Source organism: Streptomyces sannanensis (genome assembly GCF_039536205.1).
Lineage (GTDB): Bacteria > Actinomycetota > Actinomycetes > Streptomycetales > Streptomycetaceae > Streptomyces > Streptomyces sannanensis.
This window is the reverse complement of record NZ_BAAAYL010000001.1, coordinates 7,314,627-7,337,123: the sequence shown is the minus strand read 5'-3', so window position 1 is coordinate 7,337,123 and position 22,497 is coordinate 7,314,627. Positions and strand designations below refer to the sequence as shown.

24 protein-coding genes and 3 pseudogenes are annotated in these 22,497 nt (G+C 70.0%); 11 read left to right on the top strand and 16 right to left on the bottom strand.

Going from position 1 to position 22,497, the window contains the following annotated elements; all coding sequences use genetic code 11:
* Positions 1–97 precede the first annotated feature (97 nt).
* From ABD858_RS34125 to ABD858_RS34115, 3 genes are all read left to right on the top strand, one after another.
* Complete coding sequence (locus ABD858_RS34125) at positions 98–859, top strand: DUF72 domain-containing protein (protein ID WP_345033675.1); 762 nt, start codon at positions 98–100, stop codon at positions 857–859.
* Positions 860–942: 83 nt separating this feature from the next.
* Positions 943–1,344 carry a YidB family protein gene (locus ABD858_RS34120; RefSeq protein WP_345033676.1) on the top strand — a complete coding sequence of 134 codons (402 nt, stop codon included), beginning with the start codon at positions 943–945 and terminating at the stop codon, positions 1,342–1,344.
* A gap of 373 nt (positions 1,345–1,717) precedes the next feature.
* Positions 1,718–3,016 (top strand): streptophobe family protein, encoded by a 1,299-nt coding sequence (locus ABD858_RS34115; RefSeq protein ID WP_345033677.1) that lies wholly within the window; start codon positions 1,718–1,720, stop codon positions 3,014–3,016.
* Between the two features lie 211 nt (positions 3,017–3,227).
* Here ABD858_RS34115 and ABD858_RS34110 read toward each other — a convergent pair whose 3' ends face one another.
* On the bottom strand, positions 3,228–3,494 hold the full coding sequence (locus ABD858_RS34110; protein WP_345033680.1) for a hypothetical protein: 267 nt from the start codon (positions 3,492–3,494) through the stop codon (positions 3,228–3,230).
* Between the two features lie 73 nt (positions 3,495–3,567).
* Between ABD858_RS34110 and ABD858_RS34105 the strand changes: the two are divergent.
* Both ABD858_RS34105 and ABD858_RS34100 read left to right on the top strand, forming a co-directional pair.
* Positions 3,568–4,057: pseudogene (locus ABD858_RS34105) on the top strand (ATP-dependent DNA ligase); the annotation flags it as partial.
* Positions 4,058–4,351: 294 nt separating this feature from the next.
* Positions 4,352–4,522, top strand: a complete 171-nt coding sequence (locus tag ABD858_RS34100) for a hypothetical protein (RefSeq protein WP_345033682.1) — start codon at positions 4,352–4,354, stop codon at positions 4,520–4,522.
* Between the two features lie 97 nt (positions 4,523–4,619).
* Here ABD858_RS34100 and ABD858_RS34095 read toward each other — a convergent pair whose 3' ends face one another.
* Both ABD858_RS34095 and ABD858_RS34090 read right to left on the bottom strand, forming a co-directional pair.
* Positions 4,620–4,856, bottom strand: a complete 237-nt coding sequence (locus ABD858_RS34095) for a DUF397 domain-containing protein (protein WP_345033683.1) — start codon at positions 4,854–4,856, stop codon at positions 4,620–4,622.
* Positions 4,857–5,717: a helix-turn-helix domain-containing protein gene (locus ABD858_RS34090; RefSeq protein WP_345033684.1), complete on the bottom strand. Its 861-nt coding sequence runs from the start codon at positions 5,715–5,717 to the stop codon at positions 4,857–4,859.
* A 251-nt stretch (positions 5,718–5,968) separates the two neighbouring features.
* Here ABD858_RS34090 and ABD858_RS34085 point away from each other — a divergent pair, with 251 nt between their 5' ends.
* Positions 5,969–6,394, top strand: a complete 426-nt coding sequence (locus tag ABD858_RS34085; RefSeq protein ID WP_425586297.1) for an ATP-binding protein — start codon at positions 5,969–5,971, stop codon at positions 6,392–6,394.
* 81 nt (positions 6,395–6,475) lie between these two features.
* Here ABD858_RS34085 and ABD858_RS34080 read toward each other — a convergent pair whose 3' ends face one another.
* Positions 6,476–7,081, bottom strand: coding sequence for a GTP-binding protein (locus ABD858_RS34080; protein WP_345033686.1), 606 nt, complete (start codon positions 7,079–7,081; stop codon positions 6,476–6,478).
* Positions 7,082–7,293: 212 nt separating this feature from the next.
* Between ABD858_RS34080 and ABD858_RS34075 the strand changes: the two genes are divergently transcribed.
* Together ABD858_RS34075 and ABD858_RS34070 are read left to right on the top strand one after the other, a co-directional pair.
* Positions 7,294–8,355 carry a right-handed parallel beta-helix repeat-containing protein gene (locus ABD858_RS34075; protein ID WP_345033687.1) on the top strand — a complete coding sequence of 354 codons (1,062 nt, stop codon included), beginning with the start codon at positions 7,294–7,296 and terminating at the stop codon, positions 8,353–8,355.
* Positions 8,356–8,389: 34 nt separating this feature from the next.
* Positions 8,390–9,412 carry a methyltransferase gene (locus ABD858_RS34070; RefSeq protein ID WP_345033688.1) on the top strand — a complete coding sequence of 341 codons (1,023 nt, stop codon included), beginning with the start codon at positions 8,390–8,392 and terminating at the stop codon, positions 9,410–9,412.
* A gap of 83 nt (positions 9,413–9,495) precedes the next feature.
* Here the strand turns inward: ABD858_RS34070 and ABD858_RS34065 are convergent, their stop codons facing one another.
* The 7 genes from ABD858_RS34065 to ABD858_RS34035 are packed head-to-tail and all read right to left on the bottom strand — an operon-like array spanning position 9,496 to position 14,661.
* Positions 9,496–9,828 carry a TcmI family type II polyketide cyclase gene (locus ABD858_RS34065; RefSeq protein WP_345033689.1) on the bottom strand — a complete coding sequence of 111 codons (333 nt, stop codon included), beginning with the start codon at positions 9,826–9,828 and terminating at the stop codon, positions 9,496–9,498.
* Positions 9,828–10,298 (bottom strand): SRPBCC family protein, encoded by a 471-nt coding sequence (locus ABD858_RS34060; RefSeq protein WP_345033690.1) that lies wholly within the window; start codon positions 10,296–10,298, stop codon positions 9,828–9,830. Before ABD858_RS34060 ends, ABD858_RS34065 begins: the two co-directional genes overlap by 1 nt.
* Position 10,299: 1 nt before the next feature.
* Positions 10,300–10,557, bottom strand: a complete 258-nt coding sequence (locus tag ABD858_RS34055; protein ID WP_345033692.1) for a phosphopantetheine-binding protein — start codon at positions 10,555–10,557, stop codon at positions 10,300–10,302.
* 17 nt (positions 10,558–10,574) lie between these two features.
* Positions 10,575–11,825 carry a ketosynthase chain-length factor gene (locus ABD858_RS34050; RefSeq protein WP_345033693.1) on the bottom strand — a complete coding sequence of 417 codons (1,251 nt, stop codon included), beginning with the start codon at positions 11,823–11,825 and terminating at the stop codon, positions 10,575–10,577.
* Positions 11,822–13,090 (bottom strand): beta-ketoacyl-[acyl-carrier-protein] synthase family protein, encoded by a 1,269-nt coding sequence (locus ABD858_RS34045; RefSeq protein ID WP_345033694.1) that lies wholly within the window; start codon positions 13,088–13,090, stop codon positions 11,822–11,824. The genes ABD858_RS34050 and ABD858_RS34045 overlap by 4 nt, the downstream gene beginning before the upstream one ends.
* Positions 13,087–13,527 (bottom strand): cupin domain-containing protein, encoded by a 441-nt coding sequence (locus tag ABD858_RS34040; protein WP_345033695.1) that lies wholly within the window; start codon positions 13,525–13,527, stop codon positions 13,087–13,089. The genes ABD858_RS34045 and ABD858_RS34040 overlap by 4 nt, the downstream gene beginning before the upstream one ends.
* Positions 13,528–13,545: 18 nt before the next feature.
* Positions 13,546–14,661, bottom strand: a complete 1,116-nt coding sequence (locus ABD858_RS34035; protein WP_345033696.1) for a SchA/CurD-like domain-containing protein — start codon at positions 14,659–14,661, stop codon at positions 13,546–13,548.
* A 180-nt stretch (positions 14,662–14,841) separates the two neighbouring features.
* On the opposite strand from ABD858_RS34035, the gene ABD858_RS34030 reads away from it, so the two are divergent.
* Positions 14,842–16,476: an FAD-dependent oxidoreductase gene (locus ABD858_RS34030; RefSeq protein WP_345033697.1), complete on the top strand. Its 1,635-nt coding sequence runs from the start codon at positions 14,842–14,844 to the stop codon at positions 16,474–16,476.
* Between the two features lie 31 nt (positions 16,477–16,507).
* Here the strand turns inward: ABD858_RS34030 and ABD858_RS34025 are convergent, their stop codons facing one another.
* From ABD858_RS34025 to ABD858_RS34010, 4 genes are all read right to left on the bottom strand, one after another.
* Entirely contained in the window at positions 16,508–16,900 is a 393-nt protein-coding gene (locus ABD858_RS34025) for a DUF742 domain-containing protein (RefSeq protein ID WP_345033698.1), read from the bottom strand.
* A 23-nt stretch (positions 16,901–16,923) separates the two neighbouring features.
* Positions 16,924–17,361: a roadblock/LC7 domain-containing protein gene (locus ABD858_RS34020; protein WP_345033700.1), complete on the bottom strand. Its 438-nt coding sequence runs from the start codon at positions 17,359–17,361 to the stop codon at positions 16,924–16,926.
* Positions 17,358–19,931: a sensor histidine kinase gene (locus ABD858_RS34015; RefSeq protein ID WP_345033701.1), complete on the bottom strand. Its 2,574-nt coding sequence runs from the start codon at positions 19,929–19,931 to the stop codon at positions 17,358–17,360. The genes ABD858_RS34020 and ABD858_RS34015 overlap by 4 nt, the downstream gene beginning before the upstream one ends.
* Before the next feature lie 291 nt (positions 19,932–20,222).
* Positions 20,223–20,996, bottom strand: a complete 774-nt coding sequence (locus tag ABD858_RS34010) for an MHYT domain-containing protein (protein WP_345033702.1) — start codon at positions 20,994–20,996, stop codon at positions 20,223–20,225.
* A gap of 150 nt (positions 20,997–21,146) precedes the next feature.
* Between ABD858_RS34010 and ABD858_RS34005 the strand changes: the two genes are divergently transcribed.
* Both ABD858_RS34005 and ABD858_RS34000 read left to right on the top strand, forming a co-directional pair.
* Positions 21,147–21,746, top strand: coding sequence for a class I SAM-dependent methyltransferase (locus tag ABD858_RS34005; RefSeq protein ID WP_345033704.1), 600 nt, complete (start codon positions 21,147–21,149; stop codon positions 21,744–21,746).
* 46 nt (positions 21,747–21,792) lie between these two features.
* Positions 21,793–22,220 (top strand): annotated as a pseudogene (locus ABD858_RS34000) (PadR family transcriptional regulator); the annotation flags it as partial.
* On the opposite strand, the pseudogene ABD858_RS33995 reads toward ABD858_RS34000, so the two are convergent.
* Positions 22,206–22,355, bottom strand: a pseudogene (locus ABD858_RS33995) (oxygenase MpaB family protein); the annotation flags it as partial. The pseudogenes ABD858_RS34000 and ABD858_RS33995 overlap by 15 nt on opposite strands.
* Between the last annotated feature and the right edge of the window lie 142 nt (positions 22,356–22,497).

The window sequence follows — 22,497 nt, the reverse complement described above, 5'->3', positions numbered from 1 at the left end:
GGCGGGCCTGTGTACGCCGCGCGACCAACACCGTCAATCACTCGGACGACCTGCCGCTCGCCCAGGGCGTCCACTTCCTCGGAGGGGCAGGCGGATCGTGCCCATTTTCGTCGGAACCTCGGGCTGGCAGTACAAGGACTGGCGCGGCGAGCTCTACCCCGCGGACTGCCCGCAGCGGCTGTGGCTGGAGGAGTACACGACGCATTTCGCCACCGTCGAGAACAACAACGCCTTCTACCGGCTGCCCACGCCGGAGACCTTCGCCGCCTGGCGTGACCGCACCCCCGAGGGGTTCCTCATGGCGGTCAAGGCCAGCCGCTATCTGACCCACATCAAGCGGCTGCGCGATCCCGAGGAGCCGGTGGAGCGGCTGATGCGGCATGCCGCCGGTCTGGGCGACCGGCTGGGGCCCGTACTGCTCCAGCTGCCGCCCACGCTGCGGGCCGATCCCGGGGCCCTGGACGCGGTGCTCGACTGCTTCCCGTACGGGACCAGGGTGGCCGTCGAGCCGCGGCACGACTCGTGGTGGACGGACGAGGTCCGGGCCGTTCTCGAGAGGCGCGGTGCGGCACTGTGCTGGGCGGACCACGACTCCCGGCCGGTCACTCCGCTGTGGCGGACGGCCGACTGGGGCTATGTACGGTTCCACTGCGGCCGGGCCCAGCCCTGGCCGCGCTACGGGCGGCAGGCGCTCGGCAGCTGGGCCGGGCGCGTCGCCGAGACGTGGTCCGACCGGGCCGATGTGTACGCGTACTTCAACAACGACCCCGGCGGGGCCGCCGTCCATGACGCAGCCGTCTTCGCACGGGAGGCGGCCGCGAAGGGGCGTACCGTCAGCCGCACGCCTGCGTACGGGTGAACACATGAAGGCCGTCCGGCCCGGCCCGCGCCCGGAGGGTAGGTCCTGGGTGTTATTCGGCCCACTTCGGAAAGGCGACAGACATGGCGGACGACGACCTGGGGACACTGCTCGGCTCTCTGCTCGGCGGCAAACAGGCCGGAGAGGGCACTCTGTTGAGCCACCTGCTCAGCGCCCTCGGGGACAGCGGGCAGGGCGGAGGGAATCCGCTCCAGGCGCTGATCGAGGAGCTGCAGGACGGCGGTCTGGGTGGGAAGGCCCAGTCCTGGGTGAGCACCGGCCAGAACCAGCCCCTCAGCGGCCCGGAGGTCGCTCAGGCCTTGCCGTACCAGCTGCTCGACAGTGTCGCGGAGCGGTCCGGGCTCTCCCCGGAGCAGGCCGCGGACCAGCTCGCCGTGGCCCTTCCGCCTGTGGTCGACAGGCTCACTCCGCAGGGAGAAGTGCCGCAGGGCTCGCTGGAGGATCTGATCAGGCGGCAGCTCTGACCGCCGCTGCCCGGCAGAGCCCTGGCAGCCGACGCGGCGAGGCCGCCGGCGGACTGCTGCGTCGGCGGTGACCTCGGCTGCCGCGAAGCCGGCGAACTCGGACCTGGACGGGCCGGGCAACTCGGGCACAGGTGACCCCGGGGTGGACGACTCGGAAGCCGACGCCTCCGCGGTGGGGACGACTCGGGGGCCGGCGGCACAGTGGCGGGCGATTCCGGAGCAGGCGACTCGGGGCTCGGCGGGCACGTCCCCGATGAATGTCGTCCAGCCTTGATGCCTCGAGCGCTCGTGCTCCGGCACCGCACGGCCCGCAAGCCGACGCGGTTGGCCCTCCCGGCGGGCGGGGCGTCGGGACGCTGCTTACGGTGGCAGTGTGAGCCAGCACGTATCCGCCGCCCCCGGCTGCGTGACGCGGGCCCTGCACGACTGGCGTGACGCTGTTGTGACAGTGCTCGCCGGGATGGCCGCCATGATCGTCATGGCCACGCTCGGCCTGTGGGCCGCGGGGGCGGCAGAGCTTCCCGATGCGTCGTTCCCCCGCGTCGTCACGGCCGTGGTCGTGATGGCCGTCGGCGGTTCCGTGGAGCTGTCCGGCGGTGCCGGGTTCTTCGCACAGACCAACGCGGCCATCGATGCGCTGCCGCTGTCGGTGAGCGTCGCCGGTGCGCTGGTGACCGCCGCCGGCTTCCTGCGGCCGCTGCGGCACCGGGCCGTCGCCGGAACCCCCGAACTGCTCGGCCGGGTCGCCCGTATCGCACTGCTGTGGCTCGTGGCACTGATCGTCGTGGTGGCCGTGGCCCATCACGAATTCGAGCTCCCGCTGGGCAACGAGACCGCAAGAACCCTCGCCGAGCCCCTGGGGATCACCCCCACAGCCGGATTCCGCGCCGACATGGCACTCACCCTGGTGTTCGGCCTGCTGTGGCTGCTGGGCGTGCTCGCCCTCGCGCTCCTCGTCTCACGAAAGGCCCCGCTCCCGGTCCGGCTGGTGCGCCTCCAGGAGCCCGTACGCCCGGTTGCCTTCGCCGTGGTGGCCCTGCTGCTCGCATACGTCGCGCTGGGCACGGTCGTCGGAGTCGTCGTCGCGGCGACCCACGGCCATCCCGCCGACACCTTCGCAGTGATCTTCCTGGCGCTGCCCAACATCGCCTGGCTCGCTCTGGGACTGGGGCTGGGCGCCTCGTGGGAGGGAAAGGTGAACTCCCCCATCGGTCTGCCGATGCCGCGGATCCTGGACCAGGTCCTGCGCGGGTCCGAGACCACCACCCTGAACCTCAGTTCGATGGCCGAGCACGATGCGCGAGTCTGGTGGTTGCCGGTCGTCGCCGCCGTCCTGCTGCTGGCCGCAGCCTTCGTCATGGTGGTGCGCTCACCGGCCCGGATGCGCCCCTGGCAGCACGCGCTGCATCTCGCGGCGGCACTGGCCCTCACCATGCTGATGATCTGTCTGGTCACCCGTATCTCCGCGCACTACGGCCTGTCACTGATCGGCATCGGCGACATCGCCGCCTTCGGCGGGGAGGTATCGCTGCAGCCTCATCTGTGGACGGCGATCGGACTGGGTGCGCTGTGGGGGCTGGTCGCGGGCTTCCTTGCCGGGCTGGTGGCCTCGCGGGTGCACCGCAAGGGCGAGGTGGAACGCGGCCAGGACCCCCCTGTCGGAACAGGATGACGCCGGGCACCGGCGTCGGGAACAAGCTCTACGGAAAGGGGGAAACACCGGGAGTGCCCACCGGGCCGGGGGGCTCGCCATCCTGTGGCAGGCCGACCGCCACTTGCGTCGGGGCGTGTCCGGGGCGCTCGCTGCAGCGCCTCGCAGCGCCGCCACGAATGAATTTCATCTTTCCGCCCGGCTTGCCGCCGTGCAAAGCCGACGCCACCGCTCAGACCCGGCGTTCGGAAACGATGGCGACCAAGCCGTAGTCGAGCTCCGAACCGTCGAGGAGAACGGCCTCGACCGTGCGGGTGACCGGATCGATATCGGCCTCGAAGCCATCACCCACGAAGCGTGGATACCCGGAGTTGCCGGTCTGTCCTGTGGCAGTGACGATGCCGGAGCGGATCGCGGCCTCCGGGGACGGTAGCTCGCCGCGGTCCTTCACATGCCGAGGCACGAGCAGAATCTCGAAACGCTGCGCCGAAGTGCTCATGCCTCGACGCTAAGACACCTCGCGCCCACCGCGCCCGCTGGGCGACGAGGCGGATCGGGGGCACCATGGCGACATGCTGCTGGCCGAGATCGCACGCGTGTCGCGGCAGGTCGCCGCCGCGTCGGCGCGCTCGCGCAAGATCTCCCTGCCGGCCGGGCTGTTCGAGTCCGCGCCGGGTGAGGACATCGCCCTGGTCAATCTCCTATCTGGCCGGCCGGCTGCCGCAGGGGCGGCTGGGCGTCGGCTGGAGTGTGCTGGGCGAGCCCGTTGCGCCGGCCGGCAGGCCGGCACTGACGGTCACCGACGTGGACGCCGCGCTGAGCGCTCTCGCGGGGGTCGGCGGCGCCGGGGCGCAGGCCGAGCGCAGAAGACGGGTGCGGGCGCTGTCGGGCGCCGCGACGGCCGGGGAGCAGGAGTTCCTGCTGCGGCTGCTGTCCGGGGAGGTGCGCCAGGGCGCGCTGGACGCCATCGCGCTCGAGGGCGTCGCCGCGGCCTCGGGTGTCCCGGCCGACGAGCTACGCCGTGCGGTCATGCTGGACGGCTCGCTGCCCCGGGTGGTGCGGGTACGCCCGGAGCTCGTCGTCGAGATCGCTTATAACGGCCTCCAGCGCTCCCCGCGCTATCCGGCCCGGTGTGACACTGCGCTTCGCCCGCGTGGTGCGGCACCGCCCGGACAAGGACGCGCGGGAGGCTGACACCATGGATACGGTGCTCGCGTCCCGTGCGGGCTGAGCACTGCACCGACGCCGGCCGGCACGGAGCAAGGAACAGGGCTGCGGCTGTGGATCGGTCACGGGCACATGCCGGCCCAGGGGGTGACCCCGCACTTTCGCCCGCGGGGGTGACACGGGCCGTCCGTGACTTTGCAGACGAGGGACTCGACAAGGCTGATCGCCACGCTCGCCCGGTATCTGCCGAGAGGCGACCTGTACCGACTGGTGGAGCCGGTCGATCTCGTGCAGGCGGACGACCCCGACACCACGATCGCCACGATCGAAAAGTTCCCGGTCAAGGTCGGCGGCCTCTGAGGGGCGGATCATCGCCCGCCCGGCCAGGCAACGCGGACGCCCCCCAGCGCGCTGCTGGGGGGGCGTCCGCGTCGTCTCCGCGTGGGGCGAGAACGGCTCAGGACAGCAGGAAGTCCGCCTGGCCTGCCTTCGCCCCCTGGATGAACGCGGTGATCTCGCCGGTGGTGTAGATCAGGACGGGGCCGTCGGGATCGCTCGACTGCCGTACGGCCACCCGGCCGTCGGCCAGCTTCATCGCCTCCAGGCAGTTGCCGCCGTTGCCGCCGCTCCATGGCTTGTGCCAGCCCTCGGCAGGCAGTTCGGCGGCCGGCATGCCGTTGTATACACGGTCCATTCACAGCTCCTTGCGGAAATCCCGGAGGATTTCCTTCGTGCGTTGTGCAGTCGCCGCTTGGGCGGCCGTGCGGTCCATGACCTCGAGGTGGGTGGCCACTTCGGTGTGCGCGTCGAGGTAGACGGCGCCGGTCACGTACTCGCTGTAGACCATGTCGGGGAGTTCCGGCATGGCGAACCGGAAGAGAACGAACGGTCCGTACGTACCGGGGTGGTGGCCGCTCGCGAACTCCGCGATCTGCAGGGTGACGTTGGACAGTTCGGCGGCGGCCAGCAGCCGGTCGATCTGCGCACGCATGACCGCTGCGCCGCCCACCGGGCGGCGCAGCACGGTCTCGTCCATCACGGCCCAGAAGCGCGGGGCGTCGGGCCGGGTGAGCAGGTCCTGGCGCTGCATGCGCAGGGCCACGTGCCGTTCGATGTCAGCGGTCCGGGTCCGTCCCAGCGCTCCGGCCCGCATGACGCCGAGGGCGTAGTCCTCGGTCTGCAGCAGTCCCGGCACGAAGTGCGGTTCGTACGTCCTGATGAGCGAGGCCGCGCCCTCCAGGCTGACGTACATGCTGAACCAGTCCGGCAGGATGTCGTGGAAACGCTGCCACCAGCCGGGCTTGTTGGCCTCGTCCACGAGGGTGATGAAGGCCTCGATCTCCTCGCCGGTGGACCCGTACGCCTGCAACAGCAGCTGCACATAGGGGACTTTGAGCGCGACCTCGGCGGTCTCCATGCGGCGGACCGTGGCCGGGGCGACATGGAGCACCCTGGCGGCCTCGTCGCGCTTCAGCCCCGCCTTCTCGCGCAGGTCCTGCAGCCGTCGGCCGAGTACGACCTGGCCCACGGTCGGCGCTGACCTCGGTTCACTCACGTCTGCCTCCCGGGACTGTGTACTGCGGGCAGTGTGCCATGCGGAAACAGACTGACACACTGCACTCTGCACTTTTCATAGTGGCTCTTGCTAAGTGAATCGAATGGGGCCATAGTTGTCGCTCGTGAACCAGTTCACACGACTGCGGTGCCCGCTGCGGCCCGCGGCCCACCTGTGCGCGGACGCCTGCGGCACGTCCTACGGCGCATGTCCCCCATCGTTAGGAATGCGTCGTGGTCCTCAGTAACGCGATGACGTCCCACCAGGCCGGCCTGCGGCCTCCACCCGGCACGGACCGGTACCGATTCGAACTTCCGGCGCGCCCCGACGCCGTCTCCCGGGCCAGACGTCTGACGTGCGGCCGGCTCGACAGCTGGGCCGTGGGCGACGAGACCCGCGGCACCGCGGCGCTGGTGGTCTCGGAACTGTTCACCAATGCGGTCATGCACACGGCCAGCGCGCGGATCGTCTGCGAACTGCGGCACAGCGATACCGGCATCCGTATAGCGGTACAGGACGAGGGTTTTGAACCCGGCGGCCCCAAGGTGTGCGAGACGCCGGAGGACGAGAACGGCCGCGGGCTGCTGCTGGTCGCCGCCGTCAGCACGTCCTGGGGCTCCCAGATGGCCGCCGGCGGTGCGGGCCGCGTCGTCTGGGCACAACTGCCGCACGCCTGAGACCGGGGGTGCGGCCCGCCGCGCTGCGGCCGGCGGACATCGCGCCCCCGGAGAGCGCAGCCATGCCCGGGCGAGCTCCGGTCACCCGACCGAGTCCAGAAGCCGGGCCGCATGGAGCCGTCCGGCGTACTCGACGAGCCGGATGAGCACCTCCTTGCCCGAGTCACGGTCACGGGCGTCGCACAACACCACCGGTGTGCCATGGTCCAGGTCCAGGGCTCGGGAGACCTCATGGGCTCCGTAAGTCCTGGCCCTCGGGAAACAGTTGACCGCGACGACGAACGGGATGCGGCGGTGCTCGAAGTAGTCCACCGCCGGGAAACAGTCTTCGAGGCGCCGGGTGTCGGCCAGGACTACCGCGCCGAGGGCGCCCTGGGACAACTCGTCCCACAGGAACCAGAAGCGGTCCTGGCCCGGGGTGCCGAACAGATAGAGAGCCAGGCCGGAGCGAATGGTGATACGGCCGAAGTCCATGGCCACGGTGGTGGTGGTCTTCCGGTCGACGCCGACGGTGTCGTCCACCGTCCGGCCCGCCTCGCTGAGCCGCTCCTCGGTGCGCAGGGGGCGTATCTCGCTGACCGATCCGACCAGGGTGGTCTTGCCCACGCCGAACCCGCCCGCGACAAGGATCTTCAGAGCGAGGGCGATACCGGGTTCTTCGGCCAACTCGGAGTGCTCGGTTGCCATCGATCACTTCTCTCAGGAGCATGAGTACGAAGCCTGCATCATGGCAAAACGGGCCCCACACCGAGGGCTGAGAGCGCACTTTGAGCATTGTGATCGCACCAGGCCCATTTGACGGCCATTCGGGTACACAATTCGATACCGGAATGGCGTAATAAACAGGCGTCGGGTCAGCAGATGTGGCGAGCGGAGTTGATCGCCCATAACTTCGGCTCATGACGACACAACAGATCAAGTACCTCGGATGCATCGCAGCCGTCGTGGCATCGGGGCTGGCTTGCGCCCCGCCGGCCGCCGCCGGGACGCGTCACGTAGTGCATCCGGGGCAATCGATCCAGAAAGCGGTGGAAGCCGCTCAGCCGGGAGACACCATTGTCGTCTCGCCCGGGACCTACCGTGAGAGCGTGCTGATCACCAAGTCGAACCTTACCCTGCGCGGCGCGGGCGAGCAGACCGTGATCAGGCCGGCGGCCGTGCCCGCCGTGAATGCCTGCGCACAGAAGGGCAACGGAATCTGTGTCACGGGAACGGACGCGCACCCCGTCGAGCGTGTGACCGTCCGGGGGCTGAAACTGACCGGCTTCACGAAGAACGGCGTCTGGGCAACGCGGACCGACGAGCTGACCGTCAGGGAGGTGACCGCCGAGAAGAACGGTCAGTGGGGCATCGCCGAGGAGAGGTCCACCCGCAGCGTTTTCCGGGGCAACATCGCCCGGGACAACGCCGAGTCGGGCCTCTTCGTCTCCAACACGGTCGACACGGAAGCCGGCGCCACGGACACCCTGGGGACGGAGATCAGGGACAACCAGCTCCTGGGCAACCGCATCGGCGCCACGATCAGGCGCGTCAGAAACCTCACCGTGAAGGACAACATCTTCAGCGCCAACTGCGCGGGGGTGTTCGTCGTGGGAGACGAATCCCTGCCGCGGGCCGGATCGATGATTATCCGCGGCAACACCGTCAGCAAGAACAACAAGTACTGCGCGGCCACCCCACGGCTCCCGGACATGCAGGGGGCCGGAATCGTCCTCACCGGCACGACGGACACGCTCGTGGAGTCGAATGTGATCCAGAGCAACGTGGGATCCACCCCCTTCTCCGGCGGGGTCGTGCTGTTCAAGAGCTTCGTGGGCGCCGTCAACGAGCGCAATGTCATTCGCGACAACGTGCTGACGGGAAACACGACAGCAGACCTGGCCGTCAGGGAAACCGGAACGCACAACAACAAGTTCAACGGCAATGTGTGCACGCGTTCCGAGCCGGCCGGACTGTGCTGACCGGCATCTGCACTCAAGAGAATCGAGGCCGTAAATGACTACCGTAAGTCCCGCCCCCTCCATGCAGCTGAGGGAGCTCGTGTTCGGGGCGGCGTGCGCCGCGGCCGTACGGGCGGCGGCCCGGCTGGGCGTCGCCGACGCACTGGGGGACGCGCCCGCGACACCGGAGGACCTGGCGGCCGCGGTGAAGACGGAACCGCGTGCCCTGCGGCGGCTGCTGCGTGCCCTGTCCTGCTATGGGATCTTCGCCGAGACCGAGGACGGGAAGTTCGTCCACACCAGCATGTCCCGGCTGCTCCGCGACGACGATCCGCACAGCCTGCGGTACATCTCCCTGTGGTGCACGGAGCCCTGGACCTGGGATGCCTGGCCGCGGCTCGACGAGGCGGTGCGTTCCGGCAGAAGCGTCTTCCAGGAGATCTACGGCAAGGGGTTCTTCGACTACCTGCACGAGGACGCACACGATTCGGCCCATGTGTTCAACCGGGCCATGACCACCTCCAGCAAGCAGTCGGCGGAGGAACTCGCGGAGCTCCTCGACCTCACCGGGGTGTCGTCGGTCGCGGACATCGGAGGCGGCCAGGGGCATGTGCTGGCGAGCCTGTTGGAGAAGCACCCGGCCCTACGCGGGACCCTGCTCGATCTGCCACGCGTGGTGGAGAAGGCGGACCCCTCTCTGCGGCCCGGCGGCGCGCTCGCGGACCGGGTGCGTATCGTCCCCGGGGACTGCCGCGAGGACATCCCGGTCGAGGCCGATCTGTACATCATCAAGAACATCCTGGAATGGGACGACGACAGCACCCGGAGGACCCTGCGCAATGTCCTCGCCGTGGCCCGCCCCGGAGCCAGGGTCGTGGTCATCGAGAACCTCGTCGACGACACTCCCTCGATGAAGTTCACCACCGCGATGGACCTGATGCTCCTGCTCAACGTGGGCGGAGCGAAGCACACCAAGCAGAGCCTGGTGGAGCGGATCACCGAAGCCGGTCTGCGCGTCGGCGAGATCCGCCCTGTCAACGCGTACCTCCACGCGTTCGAATGCTCCGTCCCCGGCTGAGCGACCGGGTACTCACACACCGATCGCCGGCTCCGCGTCCTGTCTGCGGAGCCGGCGATCGGCGTGTTCACGGTCTGCGCCTGTCAGGCCGTGACCTCTCGCTCCCAGCGGTAGAACTCGTGGGCCATGGCGTCCTTCGGGCTCCGCCAGGTCAGCGGATCGTACGCGCTCACGTGGGCGGAAAGCCGTTCGCTGACGTCCCGGAACGCCGGATGGTCCACCACCTTCGCGATCGCCGGCCCGGGCGGCCGGTCGGCCTCGACCAGGTGCAGGTACACATCACCGAACTGGAAGAGACTGCGGCGGGTGACCCCGACGAGGTGCGGCAGTTCGCCGCTGTCGGAGGCCGCGAAGATCTCGGCGATGTGCGGGGCCGATTCCGGGGCCATCCGGGCGACGATCAGGGCCTGATGCATCAGGAGACCTCCGTCCGGTGGCCGCGGGCACGCTGCTCGATCTTGTCCCGGATGAGCGCCATCTGGATGCGCGAGTTGCGGTTGATGTTCTCGGTCATCCAGGCGTCGTCGACCGGGGCGTCGGGCTTCATCGCGAAGTCCTGCGTCCAGTACATTCGAGTGCCGTCCGGAGTCTCCTCGTACTCCCAGCGGATGTTCATGTGCTCGAAGGGACCGGTCTCGACCCGGCGGGCGCGGACCGTGAGCCGGTCGCGGTCGGCCTCCCGCTCGGAGACCCAGCTCCAGATCTTGCCGTTCTCGTCGGGGTGCATGGTCAGGCGGAAGGTGGTCTTGCCGTTCGCCCGGTCCAGGACCTCGACCGACGCGTACTCGCTGAACAACTGCGGCCAGTTCTCGATGTCGTTCGTCACGTCCCAGACGAGGTCCAGGGGCGCGGCGATGGTGATGTCGTTCTCGGTGTGCCCAGACACATCAGGCTCCAGCCATGAGAGTGGTGTTGACGAGGGCGAGGAATTCCCGCGGGGTCTTGCAGCGTTCGGCGTCGGGGGGCAGCGCCCGCCCGTGCCGGTTCTCCAGCTCGCCGACGATGCCGAGGAGACCGAGCGAATCGAGACCCAGGTCGTTGAAGGCGGAGTCGGGCCTGCGCTCGAGGTCGTTCGCGTCGACGGTGACGCCGGCGGCGTGTTTCATCAGCGCCGCCAGTTCCTGGACGGTCAGTTGAGTGATCATGAAGGAGTTCTCCTTTCTCACGAATGAGCGTCGCTGCCGTGCCGTAGCACGAGCGCCGCATTGGAGCCCATGAGCCCCCGGCTGAGTACCAGTGCCGTACGCAGCTCGGCGGGGCGGGCGCTACCGGTGACCAGATCGAGGTCATGGCACACGTCGAACACATTGGGCGTGGGCGGTACGAGGCCGTTTTCCATGGCGAGCACCGCCGCCGCGGTGTCCAGCACCGGCGCTCCGCAGTACGCCCGCCCCGTGCCGGTCTTGGGCGCCGTGACCGGCACGCGCAGGCCGTGCTTGCCCAGGGCGTCGGCGATCGCCAGCGCTTCGGCACGGTCGGCCTCCGGTACGCCGAGCGCATCCGCGAACACCACGTCGATCTCCTCCGGAGCACAGCGGGCGTCCCGCAGCGCTCCGCGGATCGCATGGGCCAGTCCTTCCCGGGACTGCTCCCACTGGGAGGCCCCGGTGAAGGTCGCGGCGTGCCCGGCCAACCTGGCGCGGATCTTGGCGTCCCGACGGCGAGCCGCCGTCTCCTCCTCGACCACGAGCATGGCGCCGCCTTCGGCGGGTACGAATCCGCAGGCGCCGGTGGTGTAGGGGCGGTAGGCCCGGGCCGGATCGTCACAGGTGCTGAGCTCCTCGTAGCCGAGCTGGCAGACGGCCGAGTACGGCGCCAGCGGTGCCTCGGCCGCACCCACCACGATCGTGTCGGTGCCGCGCCGGATGGCTCCGGCCGCGTGCGCGACCGCGTCCAGGCCGCCCGCTTCGTCACTTGCCACGACTCCGCACGGGCCCTTGAAGCCGCCGCGTATCGATATCTGGCCGGTGCTCGCCGCGTAGAACCAGGCGATGGACTGATACGGGCCGACGTAGCGGGATCCTTGTCCCCACAGCCTTTGCAGCTCACGCTGGCCGAACTCACCGCCGCCGGATCCGGCGGCGGTGACCACTCCCACCGAGAACGGCGAGTCACTGTTCTCGGCACGGCTGAGCCGGGCGTCCTCCAGGGCGAGCTCGGTCGCGACCATCGCGAAATGGGTGAACCGGTCGGTCTGGACCAGGTAGCGCTCCTCGATCACCGAGGCGGGGTCGAATCCGCGGACCTCGCCGGCGATGCGGAGCGGCAGACGCGTACACCCGTCACGAGTGACCCGGTCGAGAACGCTGATGCCCTCCTTCGTGGACTTCCAGAAGGCATCCGTGCTCAACCCGTTGGGGGCTACGACACCGATGCCGGTGACGGCCGGACGCCGGCTGTGCGGGACGCTCATCTTGTCCTTCCTTCTGGTCGGGTCATGACCACGGCGGACTGGAAGCCGCCGAACCCGCTGCCGACCGAGAGCACACTGCGCAGCTTCAGGGGCCGCGCGGTGCGTGGCACATAGTCCAGGTCGCACTCGGGGTCCGGTGTCTCGTAGTTGGCCGTGGGCGGCACCACCTGTTTGGCGAGGGCCAGGACGCAGGCCACGATCTCTATCGCTCCGATGGCGCCCAGCGAGTGGCCCACCATGGATTTGATCGAGCTCATGGGCACGTCGTAGGCGTGTGCGCCCAGTGACCGCTTCACCGCGGCCGTCTCGTGCCGGTCGTTCTGCTGGGTGCCCGAGCCGTGCGCGTTGACATAGTCGATCTGCGAGCTGTCGACGCGGGCGTGGTCGAGCGCGGTGTCGATCGCCCGGGCCATTTCCAGGCCCTCGCGGGTGAGACCGGTCATGTGGTACGCATTGCCGAAGGTGGCGTAGCCGCCTATTTCGCAGTACACGGTGGCACCGCGGGCACGGGCGTGTTCCAGCTCCTCCAGGACGAGCACCGCTCCGCCCTCTCCCATGACGAATCCGTCACGGTGGAGGTCGAAGGGCCGCGAGGCATGGCCCGGGTCGTCGTTGTTCGGAGAGGTCGCCTTGATGGCGTCGAAGCACGCCATCGTGATCGGGGAGATCGGCGAGTCCGACGCACCGGCGACGCAGACGTCGACCCTGCCGTCCTCGATGGCCTGGAAGGCGTAACCGATGGCGTCGAGCCCGGAGGTGCAGCCCGTGGAGACGGTCTGCACCGGGCCGTGCGCACCGGTCTGCTGGGCCACTTCGGAGGCGAGCGCGCTCGGTGAGAACGCCCGGTGCAGATGGGGACCCGCCAAGCGGTGGTCCACGTCCCAGCGTCGGCCGGAGCCGCTGACCGCGACGTAGTCGTGCTCGAGACGGGTGGTGCCCCCGACGGCGGTGCCCAGGGACACCCCTATACGCCAGGGATCCTCCTTCTCGGGGTCCAGGCCCGCGTCGCGTATCGCCTCGCGAGCCGCGACCATGGCGAACTGGACGTAGCGGTCGGCGCGTTGCGCCGTCTCCGCGTCGATGCCGTGGTCCGCCGGATCGAAGTCGCACTCGGCGGCGATGCGCGAGCGGAAGCCCTTCGGGTCGAAGAGAGTGATCCCCCGCGTAGCGGTCCTGCCGTTCGCCAGGAGGTCCCAGAACGCCGGCACGCCCAGGCCGCCCGGGGCCACGACACCGACCCCGGTGACCGCCACGCGCCGGGTCATGAAACTGCCCCGGTTCGTTCAGGCGGGGCGGCCTCTGTGGCTCCCTCCATCGCTGTGTCCTCCGTGTCGACGTGGCCGAGTTCCGGACGGGGGGCCAGCGGACCCAGGTGGAAGACCAGGCGGGCCTCCACGTCCCCCACATTGCGGAAGCGGTGCCGCATGTAGGGGGGAATCAGCAGCCCCTGGTCGGGCCGGATCCGGTAGGGCTCCCCGTCCAGGTCCACTTCGAGCGCACCGCTCACGACGTACACGAATTCCTCGGAGTACGGGTGGTAGTGCTCGCCGATGCGCTCGCCGGGCTGCACGAGGGCCAGCCCCATGAACCCGCTGGTGGCCCCAACCGTCGTGGGCGTGAGCATGGCGCGCAGGTCACCTCCGCGTCTGCGGTTGGGCTGCGTCTCGCTGAGGTCCACGACGCGAGGGCGGTTTGTGGTCATGATGTGTCTCCTGCAGGGTCAGGCATCCGGGGACCGGCGGTCGGTGATCAGTCGCATGTCGGCGCGCTCGAGGAAGCGCACGACCTCCTTCTCGTCTTCCAGGGATCCGGTCACGCTCTCGTCGAGCAGCCGTGCCAGAACGGCCGACTTGCGGGGGCCCTGGACTCCGAGCGCCTGGAAGGGCACGGCGTCGATGGGTCCGTGTGCGTTGATGAGCCGGACGACGATGTCGTCGCGCTGGAAGATCGTCGTGCTGGTGATGGGGCACGCGGGGTCGTCGAGCGACGCCTCGTCCTGAGTGGCGAGAAGTCGCGCCAGGGCCATACCGCACCCCTGCTTGGCCGGATAGATGAGGGCGTGCCTCGTCAGATCCGGGGATTCCTGCGCGTCGGCCGCGACGTGATGCACTGCCGGGAGCGCTGCCCGGGTGAAGAACACCCTGGCGGAGTCGGGATCGCCGAGGTCACGGTCCTGCTCCAGATACGGGTTGATGGCCTCCTCGACGGCCCTGATCTCCGGCTGCCGGGCCACGTGGCGCAGCGCGGCAAGGAGATCGCCCTGCACCTCGACCGCTCGTACGACGCGGTTTCCGTGCATGTAGAGGGAAGTGCGCCGCAGCCGTGTGGTGTCGTCCACCTGCGCCTCGGGCGAGGTGTATCCGGCCAGGATCTCCGCGACCTTGTCCTCGCTGCCCGGCTTGACGGTGAAGGTGAGAGCGTGGCGGACCACGCCGTCCCCCACCCGGGGCGAGGCCTGCAGCCGTCCCTTGGTCTGCGAGGCAGTGACTGAGGAGGTGATGCCCGTCTCCCTCAGAATGCTGAACCGCAGAGACCGGGTGTCCCTCACACAGCCGTGCAGCGGTCGGACCGTCTGCACGTGCTCCTCACTGTTCACCCAGGCGAGGAAGGGCGGGGCGCTCTCCCATTCGCTGGTGATGAGCCACTGCGAGGGGTTCTCGATCGACTGGCACAGCTGGTCGCTGATGTGACCGGGAACGGACGCCACTTGGTTGCGCAGGAGCTCATATGCCTCGAGGAATTGCTGCTGAGCTCCGTCATGAAGGTCCAGCAGCAATACGACGCGGAGCCTGGAGCCGTCGAAGGCGGACTGGGATATACGTTCCGAGATGGTCATCCTGCACACTCCAGTCGTCATGGATTCCGAGTGATGATCCGGCGGTGCCGGAATTTGATCGTGAGCCGGTACCACCGGCGGCGCGAGTTACGTGAACCACGCGGGTGAATGGGCGAGCGAACCGCTCCCCCGAGGGCATGGAAACACCATCCCCAAAGGTGGCTGGAAATGGAGTCATTGATGAACGAAGAGTTCGACCACCGGGTGCCGGTCCTCATCGTGGGCGGCTCCCTGGTGGGCCTGTCCTCCTCGCTGTTCCTGGGCCGACTCGGCATCAGGCACATGCTGGTCGAGAAGCATGCGGGCACCTCGATGCATCCGCGCGGACGCGGGAACAATGTGCGCACGATGGAGCTGTTCCGGGTCGCCGGAGCGGAGCAGCGGATCAAGGACGCCGCCTCGATCCTGGCCGGCAACCACGGAATCCTGCAGACGTCCTCGCTCACCGACGACGAGGGCGAGTGGCTGTTCAAGAAGATCGACCCCGGTGACACACTTGCGCGTTTCAGCCCGAGCACATGGTGTCTGTGCAGTCAGAACGACCTGGAACCGGTGCTCTTGACCTGCGCCCGCGAGTACACGGGCGACCTGCGCTACTCGACCCAGATGCTGTCCTTCGAACAGGACGCGGAGGGTGTCACCGCGATCGTGAAGAACCGGGACACCGGCGAGCACTCCACGGTCCGCGCGGACTACCTCATCGCGGCCGACGGTCCCAGGAGCCCGATCCGGGAGCGGCTCGGCATCGGCCACACAGGGCCCGGCGACCTGTTCCACAACGTCAGCATCACCTTCGACTCCCGCGAGCTCGCCGATATCGTGGGCGACCGGCGCTTCATCGTCTGCTACCTGACCGACCCCGACGGCGACGGGGCGCTGCTGCCGGTGGACAACCGGGAGAAGTGGGTGATCCATGTGCCCTGGCACCCCGACCGGGGTGAGACGCTGGAGGACTTCACCGACGAGCGGTGCGTCGAGCACATCAAGAAGGCGACCGGCGTCTCCGGTCTGGACGTCAGGATCACCGGAAAGGCCCCGTGGCACGCCGCGGAGCGCGTCGCGGAGCGGTACGCGGACCGCCGGGTCTTCCTCGTGGGGGACTCCGCCCACGAGATGTCCCCCACCGGGGCGTTCGGGTCCAACACCGGCATCCAGGACGCGCACAACATCGCCTGGAAGCTCGCCGCCGTACTGGAGGGCTGGGCGGGCCCCGGCCTCCTGGAGACGTACGAGATGGAACGCCTGCCGCTGGCCCGGGCCACCAGTGCGCGTGCCTCCGCCCGTTCCGTGGAGCACAGCCACCCGGGGTACGCCCCCGCTCCCGGCGTGGGCGGCGGGAGGCAGAGCGGAATGCTCACGGTGGCCATGGGATACCGCTATCCCCGCGGCGCTGTCCTGGGAGCCGACTCCGAACTGCCCGTCGTACCCGAACGGATGCAGCTGGGCGGTGAGCCGGGCACCCGGGCCCCACACATGTGGGTCCGCCGGTCCGGCAAGCGGATCTCCACGCTCGACCTCTACGAGCGCTCCTTCGTCCTCCTCAGCGGGGCCGAGGGCAAGGACTGGCACGCGGCGGCGTCACGCGTCGCCGAGCAGCTGTCCCTGCGGCTGGACGCCTACCGGGTGGACAGCGGGCCGGAGGCCGAACTTGCCCCCGAGAACGGAGCCGACTGGGCCGAGGTCCACGGCACGACGGCCGGAGGTGCGGTCCTGGTGCGCCCGGACGGCTTTGTCGCCTGGCGCGCGGCCGGTCCCGTTCCCGAGCCGGAGGCGGTGCTTCACGAGGTCATGACCTCACTGCTCCGCCCGGCCTGATCCGCCGGACGGGTGATCCGCCGGACACCTCTCAGAGCGCCCTCAACCCCTCGATCACTTCTCGCAGAATCTTCTCGTCCGGGAGCTGTGCGGGGGGTACGGGCCGGCTGACCTTGACGAAACCGCCTTCCAGCAGGTCCCCCAGCAGGACCCGGACCACGCCCACCGGCAGATCGGCGTCGGCCGCGAGTTCGGCGACCGACTGCGTCTGGGAACTGCACAGCCCGAGCAAGGTGCGGTGCTCGGGGCCGAGCAGCGACGCGTCGACGGATCCGTGCGAAGTGTCGACGACGACGAGCGCGATGAGGTCGAACCGCACCCCGCTCGGACCGGGTTTGGTCCGTCCGCCCGTCATGGCGTACGGACGGACCAGGGGTCCGGCTTCCGCGTCGTACCAGCGGCCGTCGGGCAGATGCTCGGTCATGGGACGTGTCTCTCTGCCGCTGGTCACCCGGCCGCCGGGGGCTGGGCCGGGTGCCGTGCCGGGGTGGCCAGGTGCTCGCCGACCCGGTTCACCAGCCTGGCCATCTCATAGGCGATCAGACCCACGTCCGCGGTGACGGAACTGAGCACCGCAAGGCAGGAGCCGTCCCCGGCCGCCGCGACGAAGAGGAAACCCTCGTCCATCTCGACCATCGTCTGGCGTACTCCGCCGACCCGGAAATGCCGGCCCACGCCCTTGGCAAGGCTGTGGAAGCCGGAGGCCACGGCGGCCAGGTGCTCGGCGTCCTCGCGGGACAGGGCGCTGGAGGCGCCGACGGCGAGGCCGTCGTTGGACAGCACCACCGCGTGCCTGACCTCCGCGACCCGGAGGACGAGGTCGTCCAGCAGCCAGTCGAGTTCACCGGAGCGGGGCGCGGTGTCCATCCTGTGGTGCTCGATCATGCGTGGTCTCCTTCACTGGACTTGCCTGCCGGGGTGCCGCCACCGCGGGCCCAGCCGCTGAGATAGGCAGTCATACGGTCCCTGACCTGTTCCGGTGTGCGCTCCGCGGCGCCTTCTCGGTCGCCGGAGGAGGGCGTCTCGGGCGCCGGGGCCCCGCGCAGCTGGGGGGCGAGGCCGGCCCCACGGACCCGGCGCGGCAGTCTGCCGGCTGGCGCGCCGCCGCGCTCGGTGTTTTCGTCGTCGGTGTCGTCCGTGACGCGTCCGATGCTGCCCTGCGGCGGGGGCCGCATACGGTCCCGCAGAGCCGTGACCCCGGCGGGCACAGGTTGCTCATGCTGGGGGAGCTGCTCGGGAAGGACCGGGTGGGAGGGCGGGCGCGGCGGCCCGGGCGGTGCGGTTCGGGCCGGCTGTGCGGGCTGTACGGCCCACGGTGGCTCCTCCGCCGCCCGTGATGCCGGGGCGGGTACCTGCGCCCGGGAGGGGGCCGCGTCCCCGGACTCGTTCGCGGTCGTCTTCAGCAGTCCGGTGGGCAGCAGGACGACCGCAGTGGTTCCCCCGTACGGCGAGGTCCGAAGATGCACCCTGACGGCGTGCCGGGCGGAGAGCCGGCTGACCACGAAGAGGCCCAGCCGGTCGCTGTCGAAGAGGTCCAGCGCCTCCGACTGCTCGATCCTCAGGTTCGCCTGCTTCAGGGCCTCCGGTCCCATGCCCAGACCGCGGTCCTCGATCTCGAGCACATAGCCGTTCCCGACGGGTTCGCCGTTGATCCGCACCTTGGTGTGCGGCGGGGAGAACTGGGCGGCGTTCTCGATGAGCTCGGCGAGGAGATGGGTGAGGTCGGCGACGGCCGAACCGGTGACGGCGGTGTCGGGGAAGTGGCGGACCTCGACACGGGCGTAGTCCTCGATCTCGGAGATGGCGGCACGTACCACGTTGGTGAGCGGGACGGGTGTCCGCCAGGCCCGGCCTGGGGCCGCGCCGGAGAGGATGATCAGGCTTTCGGCGTGACGCCGCATACGGGTGGTGAGGTGGTCGAGCCGGAAGAGGTCGCCGAGTTCGTTCGGGTCGTCGACGCGGCGTTCCATGCTGTCCAGCAGATTGAGCTGACGGTGCACCAGGACCTGACTGCGCCGGGCGAGATTGACGAAGACGCCGGAGATGCCGCTGGCCAGCTCCGCGCGCTCGACGGCCGCGCCGAGCGCTGCCCGGTGGACGGTGGTGAGCGCCTCGCCGACCTGGCCGATCTCGTCCTGCGCGGGCGGCCCCGCCGGGGCCTCGGCGAGGATGTCGAGTTCCTCGCCGGCCCGGAGCCGACGCATGGCACGGGGCAGTTTGCGGCGGGCGATCGCCAGGGCGCTGTTGCGCAGGGTGACCAGTTCGACGACGAGACCGCGGCCGATGCGGACCGAGATGACGAGGGAGGCGGCCACGGCGACGAGCCCAAGGAGCACGGCCGCCCCCGCGGGCGTGAGTGCACCCCGGGTGAACGGGTCCGCCCGTTCGGCGGCGCTGCGCACGGCGCCGGACTCGATGGCCCGCATGCCCTTCTCCACGCCCGCCCGGGTCTGTTCCCAGGTGGCGGCCGGTACGGCGACAGCGGCATTGCGGCCGGGACTGGCGGCGAGCACTTTGTCCTCGGTGTTGCCCAGCACCGCGTACACGCCTGACCGGGTGAAGTCGTGCCAGGCGGCGCCCTGCGATCCGGGCAGGTCGGCCGCGGCGGAGTCGGTCAGGGTGCGGCGGGTCTCCACGGCGCCGGCGAACAGTCGCAGCCGCGATCCGCTCAGCGTGCCGGTGAGCTGCGCGGAGGCGAGCAGCGCCTCCTCCCGGGACAGCATCTCTCCGGCCCGGGTGAACTCGTAGAGGACTCGGGCGTCGGAGCCGAGTTCGGCGTCCTGGATGCCGGTGAGTCCACCCGCGATGGTGAAGGCCGTGGCGATGGTGGAGGTGTACTGCTGGTACGTAGCGTCCCAGTCGGCCACGCCGTCGAGGACATCGGCGCGCAGGGCGCGCAGCTTCCGTACAGCGGCGACGAACCGTTCCAGACGGTCCGCCACCCCGGCCGGCAGGTCTCCGCCCTCGGCAACGGTGTGGCCGCTGTCCAGACTCAGCGCGGCCACCGCGTCGTCGGTGCGTGCGGCCTGCTGCCGGAGTGCGGCCCCGCGCTCCGCGTCGGGGGCCGCCACCTGCTGTACGGCGGCCCGGCGTTCGTCCTGGAGCCGGGCAATCGCGGCGGCGACCGGTGCCCTCACCAGCTGGTCGACCCGCTGGGACTGGCGCAGCCTGGCCACGTCCTGGGCGGTGGTGACGGTGGCGAACCCCCACAGGGCGAGCAGCGAGACGACCGGCACCATCAGCAGCGAGATGATTTTCGCGCGGACGGTCCTGGGACGCAGCCGCCACCGGCGGCGCTGGGTCCCGGCCGCAGGCACCCGCGCCTCGTCCGAGGCCGCCGGGGGGTCGTCTCTCTCGTCCGCGGGCGGGCCGGCGTGGGCCCGCCGTCCGCGCGCCGCCGTCGTGGGCGGGGCGGGCGATATGCCGGTGCCCAGGGTCCTGCGGGGTGTTCGCACAGGTGTCCTCGCTTACGGTACGGGGCTTAGGGGATAGTGCTGTGACCGGAAAGGTTCACCGGCTCGCGACGTCCGGCGGCACCTCTCCCCCGTAGCCCTTCGGGCACGGGAGGTACCCCCACTGTTGTCGCATCGCGCGAGTACGGCCGAGTACGAGCTGTGATGCTCCGCCTTGCGATGCACCGCACCTGGGGGCACCTCTGGGGGCACCCTGGGGACGCCCCCAGAGGTAGCTGGGGGAGGTAGCTGGGGGAGCCGCGAGCCACCCGGCAAACCTTCCCGGCCACAGCGTTAGGGAGCCGAGGTCTCGGCGAGCCGTTCGGCCGAGGCATAGGCGGCGCGTTCCCGCGCGGTCGGGGAGAGCGCGACGAAGGCGGAGGTGAGGAAGAGATAGGAGCCGAGGCCGACGGCGAGGGGAAAGACGAACTGCATCGTCGTGGCCCCGGCGAGCGCCTCTCCCGATGGGTCGACCCGCACGTCGACCGCGATCATGCCGGTGTAGTGCATGCTGCTGACCGCCGCGCCCATGACGAGCGAGGCGATCGCGACGGCGACCGGTGACTTGATGTTCAGCGCGGCCCACAGGGCGGCGGTGGCCGCGATGACGGCGATGGCCACGGACAGTCCGACGAGCACGGGGTGGTAGTGGACGGATCCGTGCAGGCGCAGGGCTGCCATGCCGAGGTAGTGCATGCTCGCCACGCCCAGTCCGGTCGTGAGGCCGCCGAGCAGCAGGGCCCGGGGACGGTCGCGTCCGTACCCGACGGCGAAGACCCCGCCGCCCACGACCAGCATGGCGACGAGCAGGCTGAGCAGCGTCAGCGGAACGTTGTAGCGGATGTCGGTGCCGGTGACGCCGAAGCCCAGCATCGCCACGAAATGCATCGTCCAGATGCCGGTGCCGATCGCGGAAGCCGCCGTGATCAGCCAGTTGCGCCGGGAGCGGCCTTGGGCGTCGAGCGCCCGCACGGTGCAGCGAAGCCCGAGGGCGGCGCCCATGCAGGCCATCACGTACGACAGCACGGGGGTAAGCCAGCCGAAGGCGGCGTGGTCCAGGTGTCCCATGGCTCGGGGACGCTAGTCCTCACGAGGGCGCACACAAGGGGCGCATTTCGAAAGCTGATGGGATATGACGCATAAATTTTCCGGAACGATCGCATCGAGTCCGAACATGCGCGCAGGAGCACCTTCCCCGGTGTGAGGGATCATGTCCGCATGGCCGAGGACCACACGCACGTTCAGGAATTCTTCAGCGCCCGCGCCGCGGACTGGGACGCTCGCTTCCCCGACGACGGACCGGCCTATGCCGCCGCCGTCGCCACGCTGGGACTGAAGCCCGGAAACACCGTGCTCGACGCCGGCTGCGGCACCGGCCGCGCCCTGCGGCCGCTGCGTGCCGCCGTGGGCCCGGAGGGCACGGTGCTGGGCGTGGACCTCACCCCCGCGATGCTCGACGCGGCGGTACGGGCGGGGCGGGGCGGCCACGGCCGGCTGCTGCTCGGCGACGTGGCCCGGCTGCCGCTGCGCTACCGCTCTCTGGACGCCGTGTTCGGCGCCGGACTCATCGCCCACCTGCCCGAGCCCGAGGCGAATCTGCGTGAACTGGCCCGGGTCGTACGGCCCGGCGGACTGCTCGCGCTGTTCCATCCCGTCGGCCGGGCGGCCCTCGCGGCCCGGCAGGGACGGCAGATCACTCCGGGCGATCTGCGCGCCGAGGGCAATCTCCGTCCGCTGCTGGCCGCTTCGGGTTGGCGGATGACCTCATACGTGGACGAGGACGCGCGCTTTCTCGCTCTGGCGGCCCGTCAGGACTGAGCAACGGCCGCGCGGATGAACGCCTCCGCGTTGTCGAACGTCACGTACGCTCTACCCGGCCATCAAGCGCCTGGAGAAAGCTGGTCTGCTCGCTCGCGAGACCCAGCCGGGCGCCGTCGCGGCGCCCCGGCACGTCCTCACCCTCACCGACGAGGGCAGGCGGAGCTACTGCGGCGGCTCGCGGAACCCGTGCAGCAGGAAATCACCGACGAGAACCGCTGGTTCACCCTGCTCGCCTTCCTGCGGCATCTGCCGGACCAGGCGGCGCAGGCAGGTGTGCTGCGGCGGCGGCTCGACTTCCTGGAGCAGCCCGCCAGTTTCTTCTACGGCTACAGCGAGAGCGACGGCGAACGTCCGCTGCGCGCCGAGGAGCTCGACGACCCCTTCCGGCGCGGCATCCTCACCATCGCCCGCGCGACCAGCCTGGCCGAACTCACCTGGCTGCGCGCGACCCTGGGGTCACCCGGCAGCGGCAGCCGACCGCTGCCCGTGCAGCACCGGGCAGCCGCGTACGCCCGGGACCGGGAAGATGCCGAGTCCGGCGACCTCGTAGCCGTCCGGGTAGCCCTTGATCTCCTTACATGGCGGAGTTCGGGCCACGCGGTGAGGTCGTGCAGCCGCGGTGGTCGGTGGAGCTGATGCGCGAGTACTACGGCTGACTTGCGGCCGGCCGCCGTGGGCCGGTTCACGGCCTCGTCCACGCCCCGGCCTCACGCGACACCTGCACAGCGGCTCACCGCCCCGGCAGGCT